Annotated in this window: 26 protein-coding genes; 22 read left to right on the top strand and 4 right to left on the bottom strand. The window is 37.6% G+C overall.

Annotation, left to right across the window (positions count from 1 at the left end; translation table 11 throughout):
• Nucleotides 1-134: 134 nt before the first annotated feature.
• On the bottom strand, nt 135-2,117 hold the full coding sequence (locus tag AACS90_RS10915; protein WP_099122698.1) for a YadA family autotransporter adhesin: 1,983 nt from the start codon (nt 2,115-2,117) through the stop codon (nt 135-137).
• Between the two features lie 384 nt (nt 2,118-2,501).
• Between AACS90_RS10915 and AACS90_RS10910 the strand changes: the two genes are divergently transcribed.
• The 8 genes from AACS90_RS10910 to AACS90_RS10875 all read left to right on the top strand — a co-directional run bounded on the left by AACS90_RS10910 (nt 2,502) and on the right by AACS90_RS10875 (nt 7,098).
• On the top strand, nt 2,502-3,122 hold the full coding sequence (locus AACS90_RS10910; RefSeq protein WP_099122697.1) for a ParA family protein: 621 nt from the start codon (nt 2,502-2,504) through the stop codon (nt 3,120-3,122).
• 52 nt (nt 3,123-3,174) lie between these two features.
• On the top strand, nt 3,175-3,414 hold the full coding sequence (locus tag AACS90_RS10905; RefSeq protein ID WP_099122696.1) for a plasmid partition protein ParG: 240 nt from the start codon (nt 3,175-3,177) through the stop codon (nt 3,412-3,414).
• Nucleotides 3,415-3,781: 367 nt separating this feature from the next.
• Nucleotides 3,782-4,144 carry a hypothetical protein gene (locus tag AACS90_RS10900; RefSeq protein WP_099122695.1) on the top strand — a complete coding sequence of 121 codons (363 nt, stop codon included), beginning with the start codon at nt 3,782-3,784 and terminating at the stop codon, nt 4,142-4,144.
• A 90-nt stretch (nt 4,145-4,234) separates the two neighbouring features.
• Entirely contained in the window at nt 4,235-4,594 is a 360-nt protein-coding gene (locus AACS90_RS10895; RefSeq protein ID WP_241538282.1) for a hypothetical protein, read from the top strand.
• Between the two features lie 16 nt (nt 4,595-4,610).
• Nucleotides 4,611-4,982, top strand: a complete 372-nt coding sequence (locus tag AACS90_RS10890; RefSeq protein WP_193757244.1) for a hypothetical protein — start codon at nt 4,611-4,613, stop codon at nt 4,980-4,982.
• 131 nt (nt 4,983-5,113) lie between these two features.
• Nucleotides 5,114-5,473: a hypothetical protein gene (locus AACS90_RS10885; protein ID WP_193757243.1), complete on the top strand. Its 360-nt coding sequence runs from the start codon at nt 5,114-5,116 to the stop codon at nt 5,471-5,473.
• A 348-nt stretch (nt 5,474-5,821) separates the two neighbouring features.
• Nucleotides 5,822-6,301 (top strand): Hcp family type VI secretion system effector, encoded by a 480-nt coding sequence (locus AACS90_RS10880; RefSeq protein WP_099122694.1) that lies wholly within the window; start codon nt 5,822-5,824, stop codon nt 6,299-6,301.
• A 2-nt stretch (nt 6,302-6,303) separates the two neighbouring features.
• A complete protein-coding gene (locus AACS90_RS10875; RefSeq protein WP_241538281.1) occupies nt 6,304-7,098 on the top strand; it encodes a DUF4225 domain-containing protein in 795 nt (264 codons plus the stop codon).
• A gap of 4 nt (nt 7,099-7,102) precedes the next feature.
• Here AACS90_RS10875 and AACS90_RS10870 read toward each other — a convergent pair whose 3' ends face one another.
• From AACS90_RS10870 to AACS90_RS10860, 3 genes are all read right to left on the bottom strand, one after another.
• On the bottom strand, nt 7,103-7,426 hold the full coding sequence (locus tag AACS90_RS10870; protein WP_099122693.1) for a hypothetical protein: 324 nt from the start codon (nt 7,424-7,426) through the stop codon (nt 7,103-7,105).
• Between the two features lie 220 nt (nt 7,427-7,646).
• Nucleotides 7,647-8,237, bottom strand: a complete 591-nt coding sequence (locus AACS90_RS10865; protein WP_099122692.1) for a hypothetical protein — start codon at nt 8,235-8,237, stop codon at nt 7,647-7,649.
• A 595-nt stretch (nt 8,238-8,832) separates the two neighbouring features.
• Nucleotides 8,833-9,486 (bottom strand): hypothetical protein, encoded by a 654-nt coding sequence (locus tag AACS90_RS10860; RefSeq protein WP_099122691.1) that lies wholly within the window; start codon nt 9,484-9,486, stop codon nt 8,833-8,835.
• Nucleotides 9,487-10,776: 1,290 nt separating this feature from the next.
• Here AACS90_RS10860 and AACS90_RS10855 point away from each other — a divergent pair.
• The 14 genes from AACS90_RS10855 to AACS90_RS10790 form a co-directional block, all read left to right on the top strand.
• Nucleotides 10,777-11,133, top strand: coding sequence for a hypothetical protein (locus tag AACS90_RS10855; RefSeq protein WP_099122690.1), 357 nt, complete (start codon nt 10,777-10,779; stop codon nt 11,131-11,133).
• Between the two features lie 116 nt (nt 11,134-11,249).
• Complete coding sequence (locus tag AACS90_RS10850; RefSeq protein WP_099122689.1) at nt 11,250-11,690, top strand: antitoxin PaaA2 family protein; 441 nt, start codon at nt 11,250-11,252, stop codon at nt 11,688-11,690.
• Nucleotides 11,687-11,971: a type II toxin-antitoxin system RelE/ParE family toxin gene (locus AACS90_RS10845; protein WP_256376542.1), complete on the top strand. Its 285-nt coding sequence runs from the start codon at nt 11,687-11,689 to the stop codon at nt 11,969-11,971. The genes AACS90_RS10850 and AACS90_RS10845 overlap by 4 nt, the downstream gene beginning before the upstream one ends.
• A gap of 71 nt (nt 11,972-12,042) precedes the next feature.
• Entirely contained in the window at nt 12,043-13,170 is a 1,128-nt protein-coding gene (locus AACS90_RS10840; protein WP_099122687.1) for a hypothetical protein, read from the top strand.
• A 139-nt stretch (nt 13,171-13,309) separates the two neighbouring features.
• Nucleotides 13,310-13,552, top strand: a complete 243-nt coding sequence (locus tag AACS90_RS10835; protein ID WP_099122686.1) for a type II toxin-antitoxin system ParD family antitoxin — start codon at nt 13,310-13,312, stop codon at nt 13,550-13,552.
• Entirely contained in the window at nt 13,545-13,829 is a 285-nt protein-coding gene (locus AACS90_RS10830; RefSeq protein WP_099122685.1) for a type II toxin-antitoxin system RelE/ParE family toxin, read from the top strand. The genes AACS90_RS10835 and AACS90_RS10830 overlap by 8 nt, the downstream gene beginning before the upstream one ends.
• Before the next feature lie 303 nt (nt 13,830-14,132).
• Nucleotides 14,133-14,564 carry an antirestriction protein gene (locus tag AACS90_RS10825; RefSeq protein ID WP_099122684.1) on the top strand — a complete coding sequence of 144 codons (432 nt, stop codon included), beginning with the start codon at nt 14,133-14,135 and terminating at the stop codon, nt 14,562-14,564.
• A 156-nt stretch (nt 14,565-14,720) separates the two neighbouring features.
• On the top strand, nt 14,721-15,230 hold the full coding sequence (locus AACS90_RS10820; RefSeq protein WP_099122683.1) for an antirestriction protein ArdA: 510 nt from the start codon (nt 14,721-14,723) through the stop codon (nt 15,228-15,230).
• A 30-nt stretch (nt 15,231-15,260) separates the two neighbouring features.
• Nucleotides 15,261-15,533, top strand: a complete 273-nt coding sequence (locus AACS90_RS10815; RefSeq protein ID WP_099122682.1) for a hypothetical protein — start codon at nt 15,261-15,263, stop codon at nt 15,531-15,533.
• Between the two features lie 11 nt (nt 15,534-15,544).
• Nucleotides 15,545-15,874, top strand: a complete 330-nt coding sequence (locus AACS90_RS10810; RefSeq protein WP_099122681.1) for a DUF5983 family protein — start codon at nt 15,545-15,547, stop codon at nt 15,872-15,874.
• A gap of 139 nt (nt 15,875-16,013) precedes the next feature.
• Nucleotides 16,014-16,652, top strand: coding sequence for a hypothetical protein (locus tag AACS90_RS10805; RefSeq protein WP_099122680.1), 639 nt, complete (start codon nt 16,014-16,016; stop codon nt 16,650-16,652).
• 33 nt (nt 16,653-16,685) lie between these two features.
• The gene (locus AACS90_RS10800) at nt 16,686-17,198 is read left to right on the top strand and encodes a hypothetical protein (RefSeq protein WP_099122679.1); all 513 of its coding nucleotides are present in this window, start codon (nt 16,686-16,688) and stop codon (nt 17,196-17,198) included.
• Between the two features lie 15 nt (nt 17,199-17,213).
• Nucleotides 17,214-17,540 (top strand): hypothetical protein, encoded by a 327-nt coding sequence (locus AACS90_RS10795; RefSeq protein WP_099122678.1) that lies wholly within the window; start codon nt 17,214-17,216, stop codon nt 17,538-17,540.
• 193 nt (nt 17,541-17,733) lie between these two features.
• The coding region (locus AACS90_RS10790; protein WP_153043677.1) for a hypothetical protein at nt 17,734-18,343 on the top strand (610 nt) is incomplete at its 3' end.

Here is an 18,343-nt window from a genome sequence, read left to right as displayed (position 1 = left end):
AGCTCTTTCTGTTCGAGTAACTGATTGTGCTACCAATAAAAATCAAACGAATAATACACAATCTTATCAATCCGACTATAATGGGAAATCCTATAAACCACCGGTCACATATCAGGGACGAACAAAGAATGATCCTATTTACTCGGCTTAAATTTGAACATATTCGCTTCGTACAACAACATAGTAACCAAATTTAATAACTCTCTTACATCATCTAGTGATGCACCTGTGGGAAGGACTGATCCCATATTCGCTGGATCATTTTTATACTTATCAGAAATGGCTGCCAGACTGTATATATACTCCGGTGATGTTGTGCTTCCTAATTCCGTATGATCAAGATAGAATTTTACTCGGCCATCTTCTGCAAAACCTAGTACGCCACCGCCAAATTTCCCCATTACTGAATCCGCCTGAGCATTAACTTTTCTAAAGCCCGAAAAAATCGCATTCACAGCCTCTTCATTGAAGATTTTATCTTCTTTCTCCTTATAGAAAACATAATTCGAAGCACCCCAGTAAACCCCTGAAACATCCTGTTTATAAACCTGTCCCATATTACTGGTTAAAGGTTCCGCCCAATCAATTAAGTCCTTATTGCTATTATTAAAATCTCTTATGACGACTCCTGTTGGTATGTGTGCGATTTGATACGAACCATTATCACTGACAATCACTTTTATTTTGTCTGAACGGTCGTCATAATCTGGCGCATTTTTCATGGTATGCGGTGACGGATTTTTTTCTGCGTCGTAATCTCCTTCCCAAATAATGTAGGTCATTGGCCCCTTCAACGTATTAAAATCCACCGGATTTGCTTTTGTTGAAGGTAGTTCCTTTACATTCACCAATTTTTGTAACTGCCCCACATTAACCGCATCATAAGACGATACGCCTGCTTTGACATTGGTGAGTCTTCGCTGCAAATCTTCCTCATAATTGCCTATAGATACGGTGTCAGGGTCATTCGTCCTACTTTTATACCCAATAGCAACACTTCCTTTAGGACGTGCTTCGGCACGATAACCTATAGCTATACTATTTTCACGTGCAACACTATAACCACCAACAGAAACAGCGTGATCTTCTTGTGAATTTGCTTGTGTTCCTATAGCAACAGTTTGCTTTGCTGTTGCCTGTGCACTTGAACCTAGCGCTACTCCCCCTACATTGTCTGCCGCAATTGCCCCATCATCACCATCTTCTGCATCTGCGGAAAGAGACAAATATTTTGGTATCTCTTCGGGGACACCAACTACATACAATCCATCGTCAGTAAATGTCAGTCCATTGCGAATATTAGAGGAAATCAATAAAGCGACAAGACTGGGATCATCAGGTTTCGAGTTAGCAGGTAAATGCTGAAATTGTTGAGGATGAAACAGTTTCTCAGGAACATAAAGACCATCATCTTTGTTGGATAATATATTTTGTTTTTTAGCACTGACGACGGCCTCCCCTTTACCAAAGAGTCCATCCGTTTCTACAGTCAGTGTATTCCCCGCTTTCTTCGAAATCCTCAGCTGGACATTATAACCCTGCACAAAGTTAAAAGCGTTTGAATCAAAAAGTAATGGCACATTAAGTCCATTAGGACTCCAACCCAAAATATTCGTCTGCGAATTATCAATCATAACTTTATATGGATCGGTTTGCGTTCCCTTTCCTGAAAAAAAGGTCGCGTCAAAGACTAATTTTCCGCTCTCACTTAGTGGGCTAAACAATCCATCCTTTTCTAAAGTCAGTGCATTCTCTTTTTTACCGGATAATTGCACGCCAATTGTCGTTGTCTTATGTGTCTCATCGACAATGGTCTGCTGAGTGATGATTGATTGATCCTTTGCACTGATTTTATCTTCTACGGTTGGGCCTATCTTCCCTTTCATTGAATCAGCAAAGGCTTGCTCTGACGTATCTGTTCCGGGTAGCTGCCTTGACTTCCAGAATTCATACGCCGATTCACCGGTCTTCCCTTCCATGAATTTCTCAAAAGCACACGGCGATGTATCCGAACCCGGAGGCTGCTGTTCTTTCCAAAATTCATAAGCCGATTCGCCTGGCTCACCCCGACGCATAGGACGATTACCTAATGTGCGATCATTTTCACAACAGCTCATTTTTTCACCCTCAATAGACCTGTTTTTTTAAAAGTATATATCTTAACCAATGACTTTTATATCGTATTCCCAACTGTCACCCTTTCTCATATTTCACTTCCGAAATCAGAATATTTCACATGGGAATTTTGCGTATAGAAAAGTTAACTATAAACTTATTTACTCAAACACTCATTTGAGTTTTTACTCAAATACTCATTTGAGCTTTTACTCTTATACTCATTAGCTCATTTACTTATATGAAGTTATACATTTTTACTCCTTTACTCACCTTATTTCTTTACAGATTAGGTTGTTTATTAAATACTAAGGTGTTTATTAAGTAATCCTTTTATCATTTGAGTAAATGTGTATATGAGTAAAAACACATTTGAGGGTATAAATATGAAAGTACTTTCTTTTCTAAATCCGAAAGGTGGCTCAGGTAAAACAACAGCCGTAATTAACATCTGTACCGCGCTAACTCGCGCAGGATTCAATATTGCGGTTGTCGATACTGATCCACAAATGAGCCTAACGCACTGGAGCAAATCAGATAAAGCTGTATTCGATGTATTCACGGCGGCTTCTGAAAAGGATGTCTACAGCATCAGAAAAGATTTAGCCGAATATGACTTTGTTATTGTTGATGGTGCTGGTTCATTATCCGTTATCACGTCTGCGGCGGTTATGGTAAGCGATCTTGTCATTATTCCTGTCACACCAAGTCCATTAGATTTTGCTGCTGCGGGTAGTGTCGTGACTGTACTGGAAGCACAAGCGTATAGTCGTAAAGTTGACGCTCGTTTCCTGATAACACGTAAGGTAGAACACGCCTTAATGCTTAAAATACTGAAAGAAAGTATAAAAGAGACCGGTGTCGAACTTCTTCGTACAGCAATCACAAACCGTCAATCTTATGTCAAATCAATATTAGATGGTGAGAGTGTATTTGAATTAAATGATGGCGCGGCAAAAGGTGAAATCGAGGTTCTGACCAAAGAAATAACTAAATTATTTGAGTAATTACTCATTTACTCATATGATGTTATGAGCTGATTCTTTGGGAGAAATAAAAATGGCACTCGAAAAAGCTCATAGTAGCACTAAAAAAATGACCTTTGGTGAAAATCGAGATCTAGAACATGTGATGGGTACTTCACCGCCGCCAGAAGTAAAAACTAAGCGTGTAAACGTCAATTTTGGGGAAGAAAAACATAAACGCTTTAAGGCCGCTTGCGTAAAAAATGGCACATCCATCACTGACTTAATCAATAAACTTGTCGATGATTGGTTAAAAGAAAACGAAAATAAGTGACTGTTCGCCACGGTTGGGTGGCGACCGTTCACAGCAAATTTTTTTACTTCACATTTGTATTATTTTTCAGGATTGTTCAGATCATTATTGACGAGTTTTAACGCAGCATATTCATGATCTTCGTTAGCAACTACGCCATAACCCCTCCATCAATGCGAACCTAGAGCAGCCACAGACGGTAACTTTGATATTTCATTTGGAAAAACAAAATATGTTTTGTTTTTATCTTGTTTATGTTTCGTTTAAACAAAAAGAATAATATTGTTATGAGCTGAAATAGGCTATTAAATAACAATTAATTAAATTTAAAGTATTCTCGTTATAAACTATAAAATATCCATTATTAAATGGATGATAAGGATTTATTATGAAAATAACTTACTCTAAGTTCAAAATAATAATCGCAGCTTATCTATTGACATTAATTCCAACAATATCAGTAGCAAAAACAATTGAAACATCATATAAATATCCTATTAATAAGTTAGTTGTTAAACATGAATATACCAAGTTGCCTTATATACTTATTAATGGTAATGGAGGAAATCCCGGAGGTAACGGTGGAAATGGTGGGCCGGGAGGAGCTGGCGATAATTCCCCTGGCGGTCCAGGTGGCACCGGAGGTGATGGAGGTAATAGTGGAAGTGGAAGTGGAAATGGAAATGGAAGCGGGAATGGAAATGGGACAGGAAATGGAAATGGCGGTGGAAATGGCGGCCATAATATTTAAATAAAAAAAAATAACGTATCTGCTTAATTTTTTTAATTTAACCAGATGCGTTATTTCATATTTTTAATATTTTTTTTGGAGATGAATAAAATGAAATTATATAAATTAATTATCGCTGTTTCTATATTGGGTTTTCCTTTTCTATCCTTACAAGCTGAACCCACAAATCATTCCACTTCCACTATGAAAACAAAAATAGCCAAAACCAGTAACCAGATTAATTGTGATGATTTAAATGGAGAAACCGGTCAAAACGGTCAGAATGGAATACCAGGGAGTGATTGTATCAATGGCGGAAATGGTGGGAATGGTGCTGAAGGCGGCGGAAATGGCGGAAATGGTGGGAATGGTGCTGCAGGCGGTGGGAATGGAGGAAATGGCGGAAATGGAGGAGCTAATGGAGGTGCCGGTGGTAACGGAGGTGATGGTGGTAGTGGTGATAATAATTGAGTAGAAGGAGAGCACTATGAATCACCACAAATTATTATTCGTCTTTATATGCTCATTAACAGTCTCCTCAGTATCAGCTTCACCCAATACATTCGTAAAGAATACGTCACATAATAACGGTTATGTTCTCATTGCAAATGGAGGAAACGGAGGGAATGGCGGTGACGGCGATTCTGGAGGAAACGGAGGGAACGGAGGAAATGCTGGTACAGGTAATAACTCTAATGGTGGAGATGGCGGGAACGGAGGAAATGGTAATGGTGCCAATAACCCTGGAGGCAATGGAGGGAATGGCGGCCCCGGAGGAAGTGGTAACAATTCATCCGGTGGCAATGGTGGTCACGGTGGCAATGGTGGTCACGATGGGAACCATAGTACTGTAATTTAAGGAGCTAATTATGATAAAGAAAAAATCATTTTTATTATATCTATTACCTTTATCTATGTTTATCTGTTCTTCACTGATTTATACCTCTTCCATCATCTTTTCCTCAACAGTTCACGCAGCAGGACACGGAAATGGGAGTAATGGGAGTAATGGGAGTAATGGGAGTAATGGGAGTAATGGGGGAGATGGAGGAAACGGAAGTGACTCAGGAAATGGCGGTAATGGCGGTAACGCCGGAAACGGAAGCAACGGAAATGGCGGTAATGGCGGCAATGGGGGAGCTAATGGAGGTAATGGTGGAAATGGAGGAAACGGAAGTGGCTCAGGAAATGGCGGCGACGGCGGTAATGGTGGTCATGGTGGTCACGGTGGTCACGGTGGTCACGGTGGCTCAAATGGTGGACATGATGGACATGATGGACATGATGGATAATTTATATACTAACCAAATAAACTATCACCAATTTAAGTTGGTGATAGTTTATTTCTAATTTTTTCTCTTAAGTAGCACAATAACAACGAGTCGTATCATATTAAGTTAAGTATAACGATCTAAAAACGAAAATAAAGATGACCAACCTTCTCATGAGGAAACCTTACGTGTAATAATCTACACTCTCCGTTTAAAGATAATAAATAAATATGTATCATTACTTAAATTATAATTCACACCATAAAAATCCGCCATACTTTAAATACTCACTTACAGCAACACAAACCTCTAAAAAGTAGACTCTTCATAGTTATCAACCGTACATTAAGATAAAATAACAACATTGACAAACCAATTTATTATCGTGTACTTTCATCATGGATAAAAATACAACAAAGGAAATGAAATGGCTAATATTATTTATTTGACGATTACTGGTAAAACTCAAGGTTTAATATCCTCCGGTTGCTCAACCGAAAACTCCATTGGAAATATTTATCAATGTGGCCGCGAAGATCAGATATATATTTACGAATTAAACCACTCTTTATCTAGAGAACAAAATGTAAATCATTTTCCTGTCACAATAAAAAAACCAATAGACAAATCAACGCCATTATTAGGTATGGCAATATCAAATAATGAAGAATTAGAATGTGTGTTTGATATGTACCGAACAGATAGTAATGGTGGATTGGTTAGATATTTTAGTATAAAAATAACAAATGCCACTATAAGCAACATAGATATAATTTGCCCTAACTCATTAACTCATAATGAAGCACAACCATTAGAATGTGTATCTTTTAAATATAAAAGCATAACATGGCAACATTATTCAGCAGGAACTAGCGGTTATAGCATTTGGGATGATAGGGTTTACTAATCATGTATATAAATAGAAATGATGATTACTTTTCCACTATGGGCGCATTAGCTGCCAGAAGCGTAACGGAGTCATCTCTGGCATTATCAAAATTTCTTGGAAATGTCTCAGTAAAACTGAGATTTCAAAGTGATGTTAAAAAATTCACTGATCATAATTTAGGAATATTATCAAGCGCATCATCTTCTGAATCCGCTAAATCACAAGCAATACAAGATTTAAAGCAAGAAAAATTATATCTTGCTGAGCAAGAAAACACGCTTAGAAATAACATGGCTCAAAAGTATGCAATTATTGAAATAAAAAAAGAAAATGATGTCTACACTTATATTTTAAAGGGGGTAGGTTTAGTTGCTGGAGCTGCACAATTCATCACTGGTGTTGCCCTTGTTACAATGACAAGTCAAACAATAGTTGGTTATGTTGCAGGCTCAGCAATGATAATTCATGGCGCAGGTAATTTCGAAGAGAACTTAACATCAATACTTAATAATGATGCGGATTATAAAGGCTATTTAAAATTAGGCTACGAACATGCTTTTGAATTTATAGGCTCAGATAAGAAGACGGCCAATTTAGTCTATGGAGGGGTGGACATCGCACTTTCTGGATACGGTGTATTTAGAAGTGTATTAAAACCCGAAGCGTGGAGATTATTTTATTATATAAAAGAAGATTACGTTTTAAGTTATAAAACTATGGGCGGATATGCACTTTCATTCGAAATATTAGCAGATGGGGTAACGTTAAAGTCAACCTACGACGCATATAACGACCCCGCAAATAGTAAAAAATAATATATCACAGTCGTTTGTATTTTCTCATAAACACAAACGACCGATAGGACAATTTAAAAGCTGTCATTACTAACGTAAGAGGAAGCAGAATAAATAAAGCAATAAAAAACCCTATAACATTTGCTTCACCCGCCATTAAAAAAAAGTACGCTAAAACTAAGAAAGAAAAAGGAAGAACAAATAACAACCTATAAAAACGACCTTCTAAGCTGATCATTTCATCTAACAATGTAGTTCCATTCTTTTTATTTATAGATTTTAATAACTCCATATCCTTAAAAGTAAATCCACTTTCTTTCATTAATTCTTCTACTTTTTTAGTATCCATTTTTAATTCCGTGTTTATTTGATTCCAACCATCAACAAAAATTATGGAAATGAACTTCAATTGAAATTATGTGGCGTTCATCACCCTATTAATTTTAACTTATTTTTTAAAAAATAGCATTGTAATTTCTATCTAGGTCGTTACAACTATCACCAACTTAAATTGGTGATAGTTTATGTCTGAATCCTTCTTTTAAGTAGCACAATAACGTACCGTCACACTAATCATCAGAACAGCAGCCATGAATTTGATCATGAGGAACCTTATGTTCATATTCTCGCTCGTTTATCACCCGAAGATGGTGTCGAAACGATATAATCAGATAAGCCTGTTTTGCCTGCTCCACGATATGTTGTGGTATTTCTGCTCCCGCATGAGCACCCCCAGGTGCACAACAGGCATAGAACACACTGACGCCTAATAATTTTCCTAAATCAGTTGCTGATATGTTGAGTTTTAACCACTCATGAAACATTTGATCACCCTCGTCATAAGGCGTCATGTCTAATGCTTCAAAATAGATATCCTGCATTGTGGTTTGAAATTCGCCGCGACAAAACTGAATACATTGTCTCGTGTCATCTTTATTTCCTATAACAACAATATCCTTTTTACGGGCTTCCAAAATAAGTTTATCCCAGTCGTTATCTGTTAGGTGTTTCACCTTATCAAGCGAATAATAAAGTTCAAGCCCCAGTGTTCCTTCATACATTTCTATGGGGAGAGAAAGGGGGGAATACGTTATCTTTGGTACAGAGGATAATGCTTTTTCCATGTCGGCCAGAATGGTTTCAACAGTATAGTGTCTCATCTCTATTCCTTAATACGCTTATTACTGGAACAAGTATAGTAGCCGACATTCTCCTCGGACACGTTGGTTTTTTATTATAAATAAGGGGGGGAGGGGTCTCTTTTGACATAGGGGCATCGGTATATTTTAAAAAACGGTGAGAATCTTGCAAGGTTGTCCCACCGGCCGCCATGCGTCATGGCCACCGAATTTCCCATAAGGGGGACTTCCCTGGCGGCTAAAACGTACTTCTTTCACCAGATAGAACATAAATTAACCTATTGATTATTAATATAATTTTAATTATCTAATGACAGTGAAGCGCAGTGTGACAGGCTTTATTGTCTATATCGTAATGAAAAGTTCCCTTTTCTATTCAGTCAATTAGACACAAAAAAGCCCCGCATAGCGCGAGGCAGTTAATAACTGATACATTTTTAATCTATCAAAAAGTATACATTTTGATGCTTCCAGAATATCCCTCTTAAAAGTCCTATCATAAATGTTTTATCAAATCATCTAAGAAATAATGATAGTGTTTTGCCTTTTAAGTTCAGAATAGCAGACATAAAAAAGCCCCGCATAGCACGAGGCATATAATATAGATCACTGATTTTTATTTTATCTCGTCAATTTCTGGAATGGGTTGTTCTTTCATTGCGTCCAGTTCCAGTAACAAATCTAAACGATTGGTAGGATCAAGCTGTAAGAAAAGCGATTTTATCAGCTTATATTGTCGTGCTTGTGGCAACATAGTAAATCCCTCCGCTATATCACACATTTTTGTTACCGCGAGGAATGATTTAGCCTTGATTTCGTCGTCGCGTGTATCTGCCCCTTTCCCGCCATTTTTCGCGTTATCATAGCGACTTTTTGCCGCATTAAATAAACGCCTTAAATTATTAAATACCACGTCTGCATTGACGCATTCGTCTGTATTACTATCAATCGCAGTTGCTTTCAGCTCGCCCCTATCAAACATATCTTTAATTTCTTGTTTGAAAAAGGGTAAAACAGTTTCTAACACTGATCCTTTTTTAACTATTTGAGTTACATAGAAAATAAAAACTTCCGCTTTTAATTTATGATCTGCTTTTGCTACGCGATACACTTCATTAATTAACGTTTTACGCGCGTCTAAACCATTTAGTTTGTACTGATCATGTTTTGCTACTGTCTCTTTCACTTTTTTCATATCCGCAATCGCAGCGGCTGCAATAGTCGCGTTTGCCGCGCTTTTCTTTTGCGTCTTAACGGTATTCGTCAACATAATAAATCCTCTCTCTGTAAGTGGCTATATTGCCTGATATGCAATCAATATAGGTTATTAATTAACCTATGTCAATTTCTCGATACTAATAACAAAAATAAGAATACTGTATGAAATCACATATTTCGTTTTTATAACAATCTGTATGAGGAAAAATGATCTCATTATTCAGAAAGATAAATTCCAAAAACGAAAACATTTCACTGGGTCAATGGGCTATTTTTCTTTTTTTGCGATCACATACGTAAGGTGCCGTTATTTCACCGAGGAGAATCAGATGTTTTTCATACACCGTCAAAATGAATATTAAGTCACTTTTAGTGAATTAATATTCAACCGTATTATTAAGTTATGCTAATACACATAATTTTTTTTTATTCATTCTCTGTGTGCGCGTCACAGAGCAAGCAGCCTATATGACATATCTGTATCCCCGCCGTGTACAGAAATGCGCTGTACGTTATTTATAGAATGATTCTTTCTGTACATTTCAAGTAGCAAGCCGCTCTGTGGGAGCCAGAAGCAAACGAAACATTTATTTAACATGCTGATACATATTATTAACAATCATTATAAATTATTCCTTTCTTTATCAATCAGTTACTGATTAGACATAATACAACTATTTTGTACTTTGATGTGATGTTGTTTGTAACCTGTTGTTATTTAAGTGTGCGCAGGAAATAAAATTTGTATAGACGTTTGCTAAACGTATCGGCGCACCTTATGTCATGTATTATCTCTCTCTGTGTCAGAGATACAGCTATTTTTATTAGAAAAAATCGCAATATAAATGGCATGAGGAAAGAAAAAAGAAGTATGTATATAATATTATTAATTAATAATAAATATATAAATAAACGTATTATTTAGTTCTCTAAATATCGTGCTATTTTTTACTGTTTTTTGCAAAAAAGATCTATCGAGATCTTCGAGCCTAAAAAATTCTCTTCTATGCTTTCTCCCATTCTTTTTATTTCTATTGTTAGCGAGATCTTTTGTTAGTTTTTAGCAAGTGTCATATTGTGTGCAATTTTTCTATTTAACATCTTGATTAAAAACGAGAAAAAAATGCTGCAACGCTTAAAAATACCTACGCAATAAATTGATTTTATTAAATAATTATCTAAAAAGTGGTAGCAAAAATTTAATAGTACACTCTAATTTATCACGTGATTTTTATGCAAAACTGAAATAACAATCTTGTCAATTGACATACTTCTATTTCTTGGAAAAATCAATTACGCCTGATGATACGAAAGGTAAATCAAAACAAGAGGAAATTTTAAGATGAATATGTCAGAACTGACTGAACAGATGAAACCGGAATATGTTTTACTGGATTTATCTAAAGAAGGAACTTTCCCTAAAGTATTTGTGCTAGAAGGCGAATTTCTGCCTGCAACAGAGACACAACTGGCGCGTATCGAATTACGCAGCCGTGATGCGCAAAGTGTTATTTATCACCGAGGTAGTATGGATGCGCAGGATGCCGCATCGACTGCCGTAAAAAAATATTATGAGCACGTAGGCATTACAATAAGTGATACGGTAGTGGAGCATATTGTGTTCGATTGGCCTAAAACAATGAAGTTTACCGCCGTACTTTTTGTTGTTGAAGGCGTATTATGCGCTTTAAAGAAATGAGTATCTAAAAGCCTTAGTCAGAATTATCTAAAATTTTTTTATTTTTCGTTGTGCAAATTACAATTAATTGCAATACTTCTTTTTGTAACTTGCACAGCGATTCCTAGAGGTAACTTATGGCAATAGAAACTATAGATCATTCCACGCTATACCGTTTAGTTGAAGCGGGTGTGGTTAGTGAAGCTCAGGTTGTGAGTACGCTTGGTGGCTGGGTAGTGACAGTGAAATACGGCATGACAGAGTGTTCGTTAACCGCTCAACGCAGTCGTCAGGTACGGCTGTTTAAAAAATTGGAAACATTAGTTAATTACCTGAAAAACGTAGGTATTGCACAGTTTAATGTTGATGCGTCCAACTACAGTTCAGAACACCAGAGCAAGAATGCACGTCCAGATAGAGCCGTGGCGTTAAAACGGGCGCATGAAGCGGCGGCCTATGATGAATGGTTCAGAACACAGATACAAACATCTCTTGACGATCCGCGCCCAGCGATAGTACATGAAGACGCCAAACGTCATTTTGCGTCCCTAAAAGACAATCTACGTAAGAGGATATGATGCGTCTTGAGTGGAAACCTATGGCTTTGGCTGACAGGGAGCAGATTATGGAGTATATCGCTCAGGATAATCCACAGGCGGCGATTGCGCTTGATGATGAATTTGAAGCGTCCGCAGAACGAGCTTGTTTGCAACCTGAGATGTATAAACCCGGCAGGGTAAAAGGAACACGGGAAATCGTAGTGAGGCCACATTATATTCTAGTATACCGTGTTAAACGGGATATATTGATGGTTTTACGCGTTCTTCATGCTGCGCAACAATGGCCGACGACGAAATAACCGGATTTTGGATGGTTGAGGCATAAAATTCCAGAACAGTGATAAGACATAAGGGTCTAAAAGGGGGACTAATGTCACAAGGGGCAAGGTTCGTAGAGAACAGTTATTTAAAAGAAACCACAGAGGCTATGCAGGCGCAGCTAAAAGAAACGGTGTGGTTTTATATGCAGGGTAATCTGGCGGAAACACGGGAACTATTACGTTGGGGGCCGAAGAATCCTGCGTGTCCGCGTGTGTCGGATATTCGGGCATGGATGAAAATACTGGATCTGAATACCGTCGGTATTGCGCGTTTATTTGGCGTCCAGCGGACAACCGTAGCAACAAACTATCTGGGGCCGAAATTGGATAAACAGGTAGGTATGACTGTACCACGCCTGCTGCGAGCCGCATTGTTAACAGGATACTTTAAACACAATCCTGATGCTCCCCAGTATTATGCGGCGATGAGCTTATTGGATGAAATCATCAAAAACGGCGAGCTGGACACCATATGGTGCAAAATTGTGCAGGCTAAACGCAAAGGCGCAAAACCCGAAGTCATTGACCAGTTAAGGCAATCGGCCATTGCGACCATGTGTCCGCAATATCCCGTGAGTTTATCAGACGCGAGCAGTATGACGGGATCGGATAATAAAATTCCCCCCAAAAAAGTACGCCCATCGCGGGAAGTTTATCGGATGGAAGCGGCTGACAAACGGCGCTTAAATAAGGATTACTCACGCCATGTGATTGTTGATGAAGATTTTACGGGCGCGACATTGGACGGCATATACAATGAAACGGTATTCGTAAATTGTATCTTTAATAAAACCACGTTCGTGGGTCAGTTCTATGATGCTGAATTTTACCAATGTCAGGGTACAGAAATCTTACTCAACGGCTTATTTGACCGTGCGCAGTTCTACGAAGCACGATTTGATGTGCTCGAACTAAAAGGATCATTCACCTTTAGCCGTCTAATATCCTCCTTTTTTGGTAACCCCGATGGCATAGAGGCAAAACCGGAGCAATTTGCAGGTGCGGAGGGTATTCTCTCCTATGTGGATATTTCCCTGCCAGAACCCCGAACGATACAAGGCCGCGAAACATTGTCAAAATGGATACAAATTTTTCCTGCAGCAAAAGCATGGTCACGCACCACTCAGCCAGGCACACCAATGGGTGATGTCTTACACGCGGCATATTTTGGGGAATAAGATAGCCCGTGATATTGCGCAGAATAAAATCTGGTATACAGAAGTTGCAGCATATTCTCTAAACGCAATAACTGAGATTGCTTGATTTACGACCACAACATGCGATAATTGTATTAATAGTTAATACAACGGAGGCGATATGAGAAAGATTACAACGATTAGTATGGGCGATCAGCTCGACGGATTTGTTCAGCGTATGATTGAAAGCGGTCGCTATGGAAACGCCAGTGAAGTGATGCGTTCCGCATTGCGTCTGCTTGAACAACAGGAAGCGCATGATGAAGTGATACGCAAGGCGGTTATTGCGGGTCTGGAAAGTGGTGAAAGTGCATTAACCTTACGGGATATTGCGGAGCAGAGGAAGCGTAAACACAATGTATAGACTCTCAAAACAGGCAGCCGAAGATTTTGCCGGAATTTATGACTATACATTCCGGCAATTTGGTGAAGCTCAGGCTGACCAATATACGGAGGCATTAGAAGAGTTCTTCGATACATTAGCCAGAATGCCGCATATTGGGAGGGAATACGATGTTGTTCCTGACGTTATGCGCATTGAGTTTCACAAACATACGATTTTTTATAAGATCCGAGAAAACGATATTTTCATTGTGCGTATCCTCCATCAACAAATGAATCACGCTCATTACTTCCTCTAAATAGGGAAATAATAAGCGTGATTTTTCATATATTCTTTTCTTCGTTTAAGATTAAATCTCATTTACATGATGATGCAACTTCTCCTGATTTTGTTTATATAAATACAACGTCTGGATATTTTCAATTTCAACCATAATTAAAGAGATAGCCCATGCTGATTATGGCATGGGCTATCTCTTTAGCCCCCTAATTTGACATACACACTCTACTTGAGAAAATAACCTGACTGAATTAGGTCAAACAATAATCGTTTGATTGTCACCTATTTATCTTTAATAACTCAATTAATTGAGGAGTGACTTATGCTTTCAGGTATAGAACCCATCACGAAAAAGGAAATCAGATATGACAGAATGCTGGCTTTTTTACCCCGTCATTTTGGTCATTATTTTATGAATGCAGAGACCTATCTTTATAACTGGATGGATAGATACGCCGAGGATTATAACGGGGATTCTTATTCATATTATGAACTCTCTAATCAATCAATATTAATTTGTCCTGATAGTGGCTATTCGTTATGGTCAGAAAATGGTTCATCTTTTAAAGATTTATCACCAGAACAAGTTGGTATTACGGCAACCCTATTTTTACTGAATCATTTCATTTTTAAGACCTATGAACAGGAACCGAAAATGTCAGAGCAATTTAGTCAAAAATACGAGGGTTTAATGGATTATGGTGCAGGTTTAGGGCAAGAAATCTGGACACCAATACGCGCTTTAATTGATTAGTTGCTCCCTTCTGACAGAACATCCTTTCATAAAATAAAAACAGCACCTATCTCATTAATTCTATGGGTTATATTCCGTACTCATTTGACATAGGTGCATACAAAAAGAGAATAGTATTCATCGAAAAGAAATATTATTTATCTGCGAGGTCTGAATATGACACCTGCTATTTTTGTCACGACAAAAAAACGTTTCGCACAAGATCCTAGTCACGGACGCTGGTTTGATCTACTGGATTATACGGATGAAGACGATTTTTTAGAGAACATTAAGACTTTTTACGGGGAACTGGATGAAGACGATAGTTACTTTTTTCCCGATTGGATAGATATTCCCAAAGAAGCACTTAAAAAAGAGGGGCATCTGAACTGGGAATATATAGACGTATTATCTGAGTTAAGTGGCGATAGCCAAGACGCCTATTATGAATACTGTACGAATCTTCTTTATATCGTTGATAAAGAAAAATTTGAAGACGCATATATTACCACACTTGCACCATTAGAATCAGAGAGCGATTTTATTATACAGTACGACAGCGATTTTTTAGATGATGAAGCGATCCCTGAGATATGCAGGTTATATTTTGATTGGGAAGTCTATACACGGGATCGATTTATAGATACCTACATATGTTACGGGCAACATGTTTTTTATCAAATATAATTAACGTAGGCGATAACAGGAGAAAAAGTGATGGCAAGATTTATTACTTTGCCAGCTGGTCAGGTTGTGAATACGGCAAATATTGTTTATATAACCAATGTAATGAAAGTACAGCGCGACACCTCCGGTCAGATTGTTGCAATGACTCTAAAAGAAATTGAGAATGCGCCAGAGCAGCACTGGTATGCGTTTCGCGTAAATATGATCGATTATCATATTTGGGTATTCGGACAAAATGTTACTTCTGAGCATTCCGCTCAGAACGTTCGAAATAGTATCACCACGCAATTAACCACCGTCTAGGAATAATGCCTATGTCAGAGCTTCAATTCGAAACGAGAACGTCGGCTGTTGTCTCTACCGCACACTTATCACAGTCAGACATAGAATTACTCACACAGTACAGTCAGAATGCCCCCGACGAAGGGGATATAGTGGTACGTATCCATAAGGAGGGAGTCGAAATCTGTCTGGCAACAGACGCACATTTAGCGTGTATGGAGAACATAGCAGATACTCTTGACTTATCTGATGGTTTTCTCAATAATCTTCAACGAGTGAAAGAGACGTTGCCAGACCTTTATTCTATCGTGTTTGATCAAGATGCTTTCTTAGTTTCCGGTTTAATCGAATTTGAGTGGTAGTCCAAAAGTTGGGTGATGAATTATTCATTCCTATTCAGACATTTTTAGCTCCATCATGATGGGGCTATTTTTTTGTCCGTCATTTGACATACAAGCCGTACTTGAGAAAATAGAGATATCTTTTTAAGAGGAGAAAACTATGTCTGATTATTATAAAGAATCAAGACCGCGTTGCCTTGTTTGTAAAGGACACGGTTGTTTTATTTGTAATGAAACAGGTTTAATATCCGAATTAAGTTATTACAATGAAAAATCTGTGCTGGCGAATACCGTATTCAGTACATCTGATGTGGATAGTTTTATTATGGCTATCTGTGCAAAAATAAAGAAAGTGATACAAACGGGCATAAAAGTGTCTTCTTTAGAAAAACAACCACTTGATGAATTTATATGGCAATTAAAAAAGGAGATCAGGGTGAATACCAATGACAATATATCACATTCGGATATTGCGACATGGTGGATGCTCAATGAAGAGGCATTACCCACCAAAGAAGCAATAGAAGAATGTTATCTTTTAATTGAACTGCGCACAGAGTGTGACATGGGTGAAGCATGGTGTGAAGAGCGTAGAGTGATTAGGGATGATTATTTTGATGATTATTGCATTGAAGAATTATATGAATTAGGGTATCTCGCTTATCGAAATGGAAATATTAAAAAGGCAGCATGGTTGGAACAATTTATTGACAAAGAAAAATTAATAAATGCTATACAATACGATTATAAATCGATTATTTTATCAAATGGAGATGAATATTGGGTCTATAATCAATAGATATTTATAAAATAAAATCAGGAGATTAACATCATGAAAAAACAAAATAAGAAATTGAAAATCAGCATTCATCATTACAATGAATTAAAACGTATTTATTTAAAAGGTATATCAGAGTTTGCAAAAATAAAAAATGAAGATATTGCAAAGTGTTATGGTCGTGTTCAGATAGCATTGATGACAAAGAAAGATAAAAGTGTCGATGAAGTGAAAGAACACGCCCGCCATTTTTTCTTTTCATTAGTTATTAATGATGAACCCACAAAATACAATGATTTTTATAATCCAGCAACGGATATTGGCGGCTTTCTTGGTACATTGTTAACGTATCTGACGGAGAAACAAATCGATCAGGCCCTTATTCGTATTTTAGAGGAAGCAGGTATTGAAAACCAAAGCGGCGGAATTGCCGAAGCCAGCATAGAAGCACACCGACAGATGGAATTTATCATTCAGGAATTAAATGCGTTCAGAGAAGAACAAAAAGACAAAAGAAAACGAAATTTTTCCCATAAAAATGAAAGAATGGGAAAAACAATACATTAAAAAGAGAGTTAATATATGAAAATGAAACCAGAACATTATCAAGAATTAAAACGGTTATATATTCACACAATAAAATCCGTTGCTTCTTCTGATGAAAATAATTTATCTGACACTTATGATCGTTACTTAGAACAGGTAGATGCACCAAATGATCAACGTAAAAATAGTCGCTTACGTTGGTATTTTTATTTCATCGCAATAAATAAACCAGGAGTTTATTCTGACTATTATCAAAACGGACAAAGTGGATTTAAAGGAATATTGTATTCTTATTTGAATGACGATCACATTGATACCGCGCTAAAAAAAATAGTAACAGAACTGAATTTTGAACCCATTTAATGGTATTTTTACAGCTGTTTTTTTACATACACACCGTATTGAACAATAATAAAAAGGAAACAAAAAGAAAACACAAGGAAAATAGATGACCATTAAAACCTTTTCCGCCGTCACACAAAAGCAAATTGTAAATAGACATCAATATTTCCAGAGCATATCCTGTTTAAATCGGCATATGTAAAGGTATACCGTTATGCAACACACATTAAAAGAAGCCTATCCGACACAGGAAAAGGCACGTCATGTTGCACAAAGGATGGCTAGTGCGGCAGGTGTGCCTATTTGGATTTATCATCGAAAACACAAATGGTTTGTCAGTGGTACAGTGAATTTGTACGGACACAGACCGCTCATTCCAACAGTAAAAGAATTCAGACGCAAACACCCGATTTATACTTACTGGAAACGAACTGATATCCCTATAGTCCATTACATCAGCTTATATGCTGGGAAATATTACATGCTTGTGGATAATGTGATTACCACAGTCCCGTTTTATACGCTAGTCTATTTATTATCACAAGGCAGTTTGTTGGTGATATCACGGACAGATGAAGATAATACAGCAAAAGAAGTGACGTATTATTTGCGACGTTATCTGACAGATCAGGTCTTATACCGTTCTGTCGGTTTTCGTGTCTTTATCGTTCTTGCGGATAAAGATTGGGATATTCTGAAAACAAAGATGTATAACGCTGCGTTGATTTATGACGCGCTATGGAAGCCACCGGTTGGTATAACACAGGAGGAATCATGGCACGTACCCCCGAATCAAAAGTTAAGGAACAGGTCGATAGTTTACT

Source organism: Xenorhabdus sp. KK7.4 (assembly GCF_963876465.1).
GTDB classification, from domain to species: Bacteria; Pseudomonadota; Gammaproteobacteria; order Enterobacterales; family Enterobacteriaceae; genus Xenorhabdus; species Xenorhabdus stockiae.
Note: the sequence above shows the minus strand (reverse complement) of the source record. Positions and strands in the feature narration are given on the sequence as shown.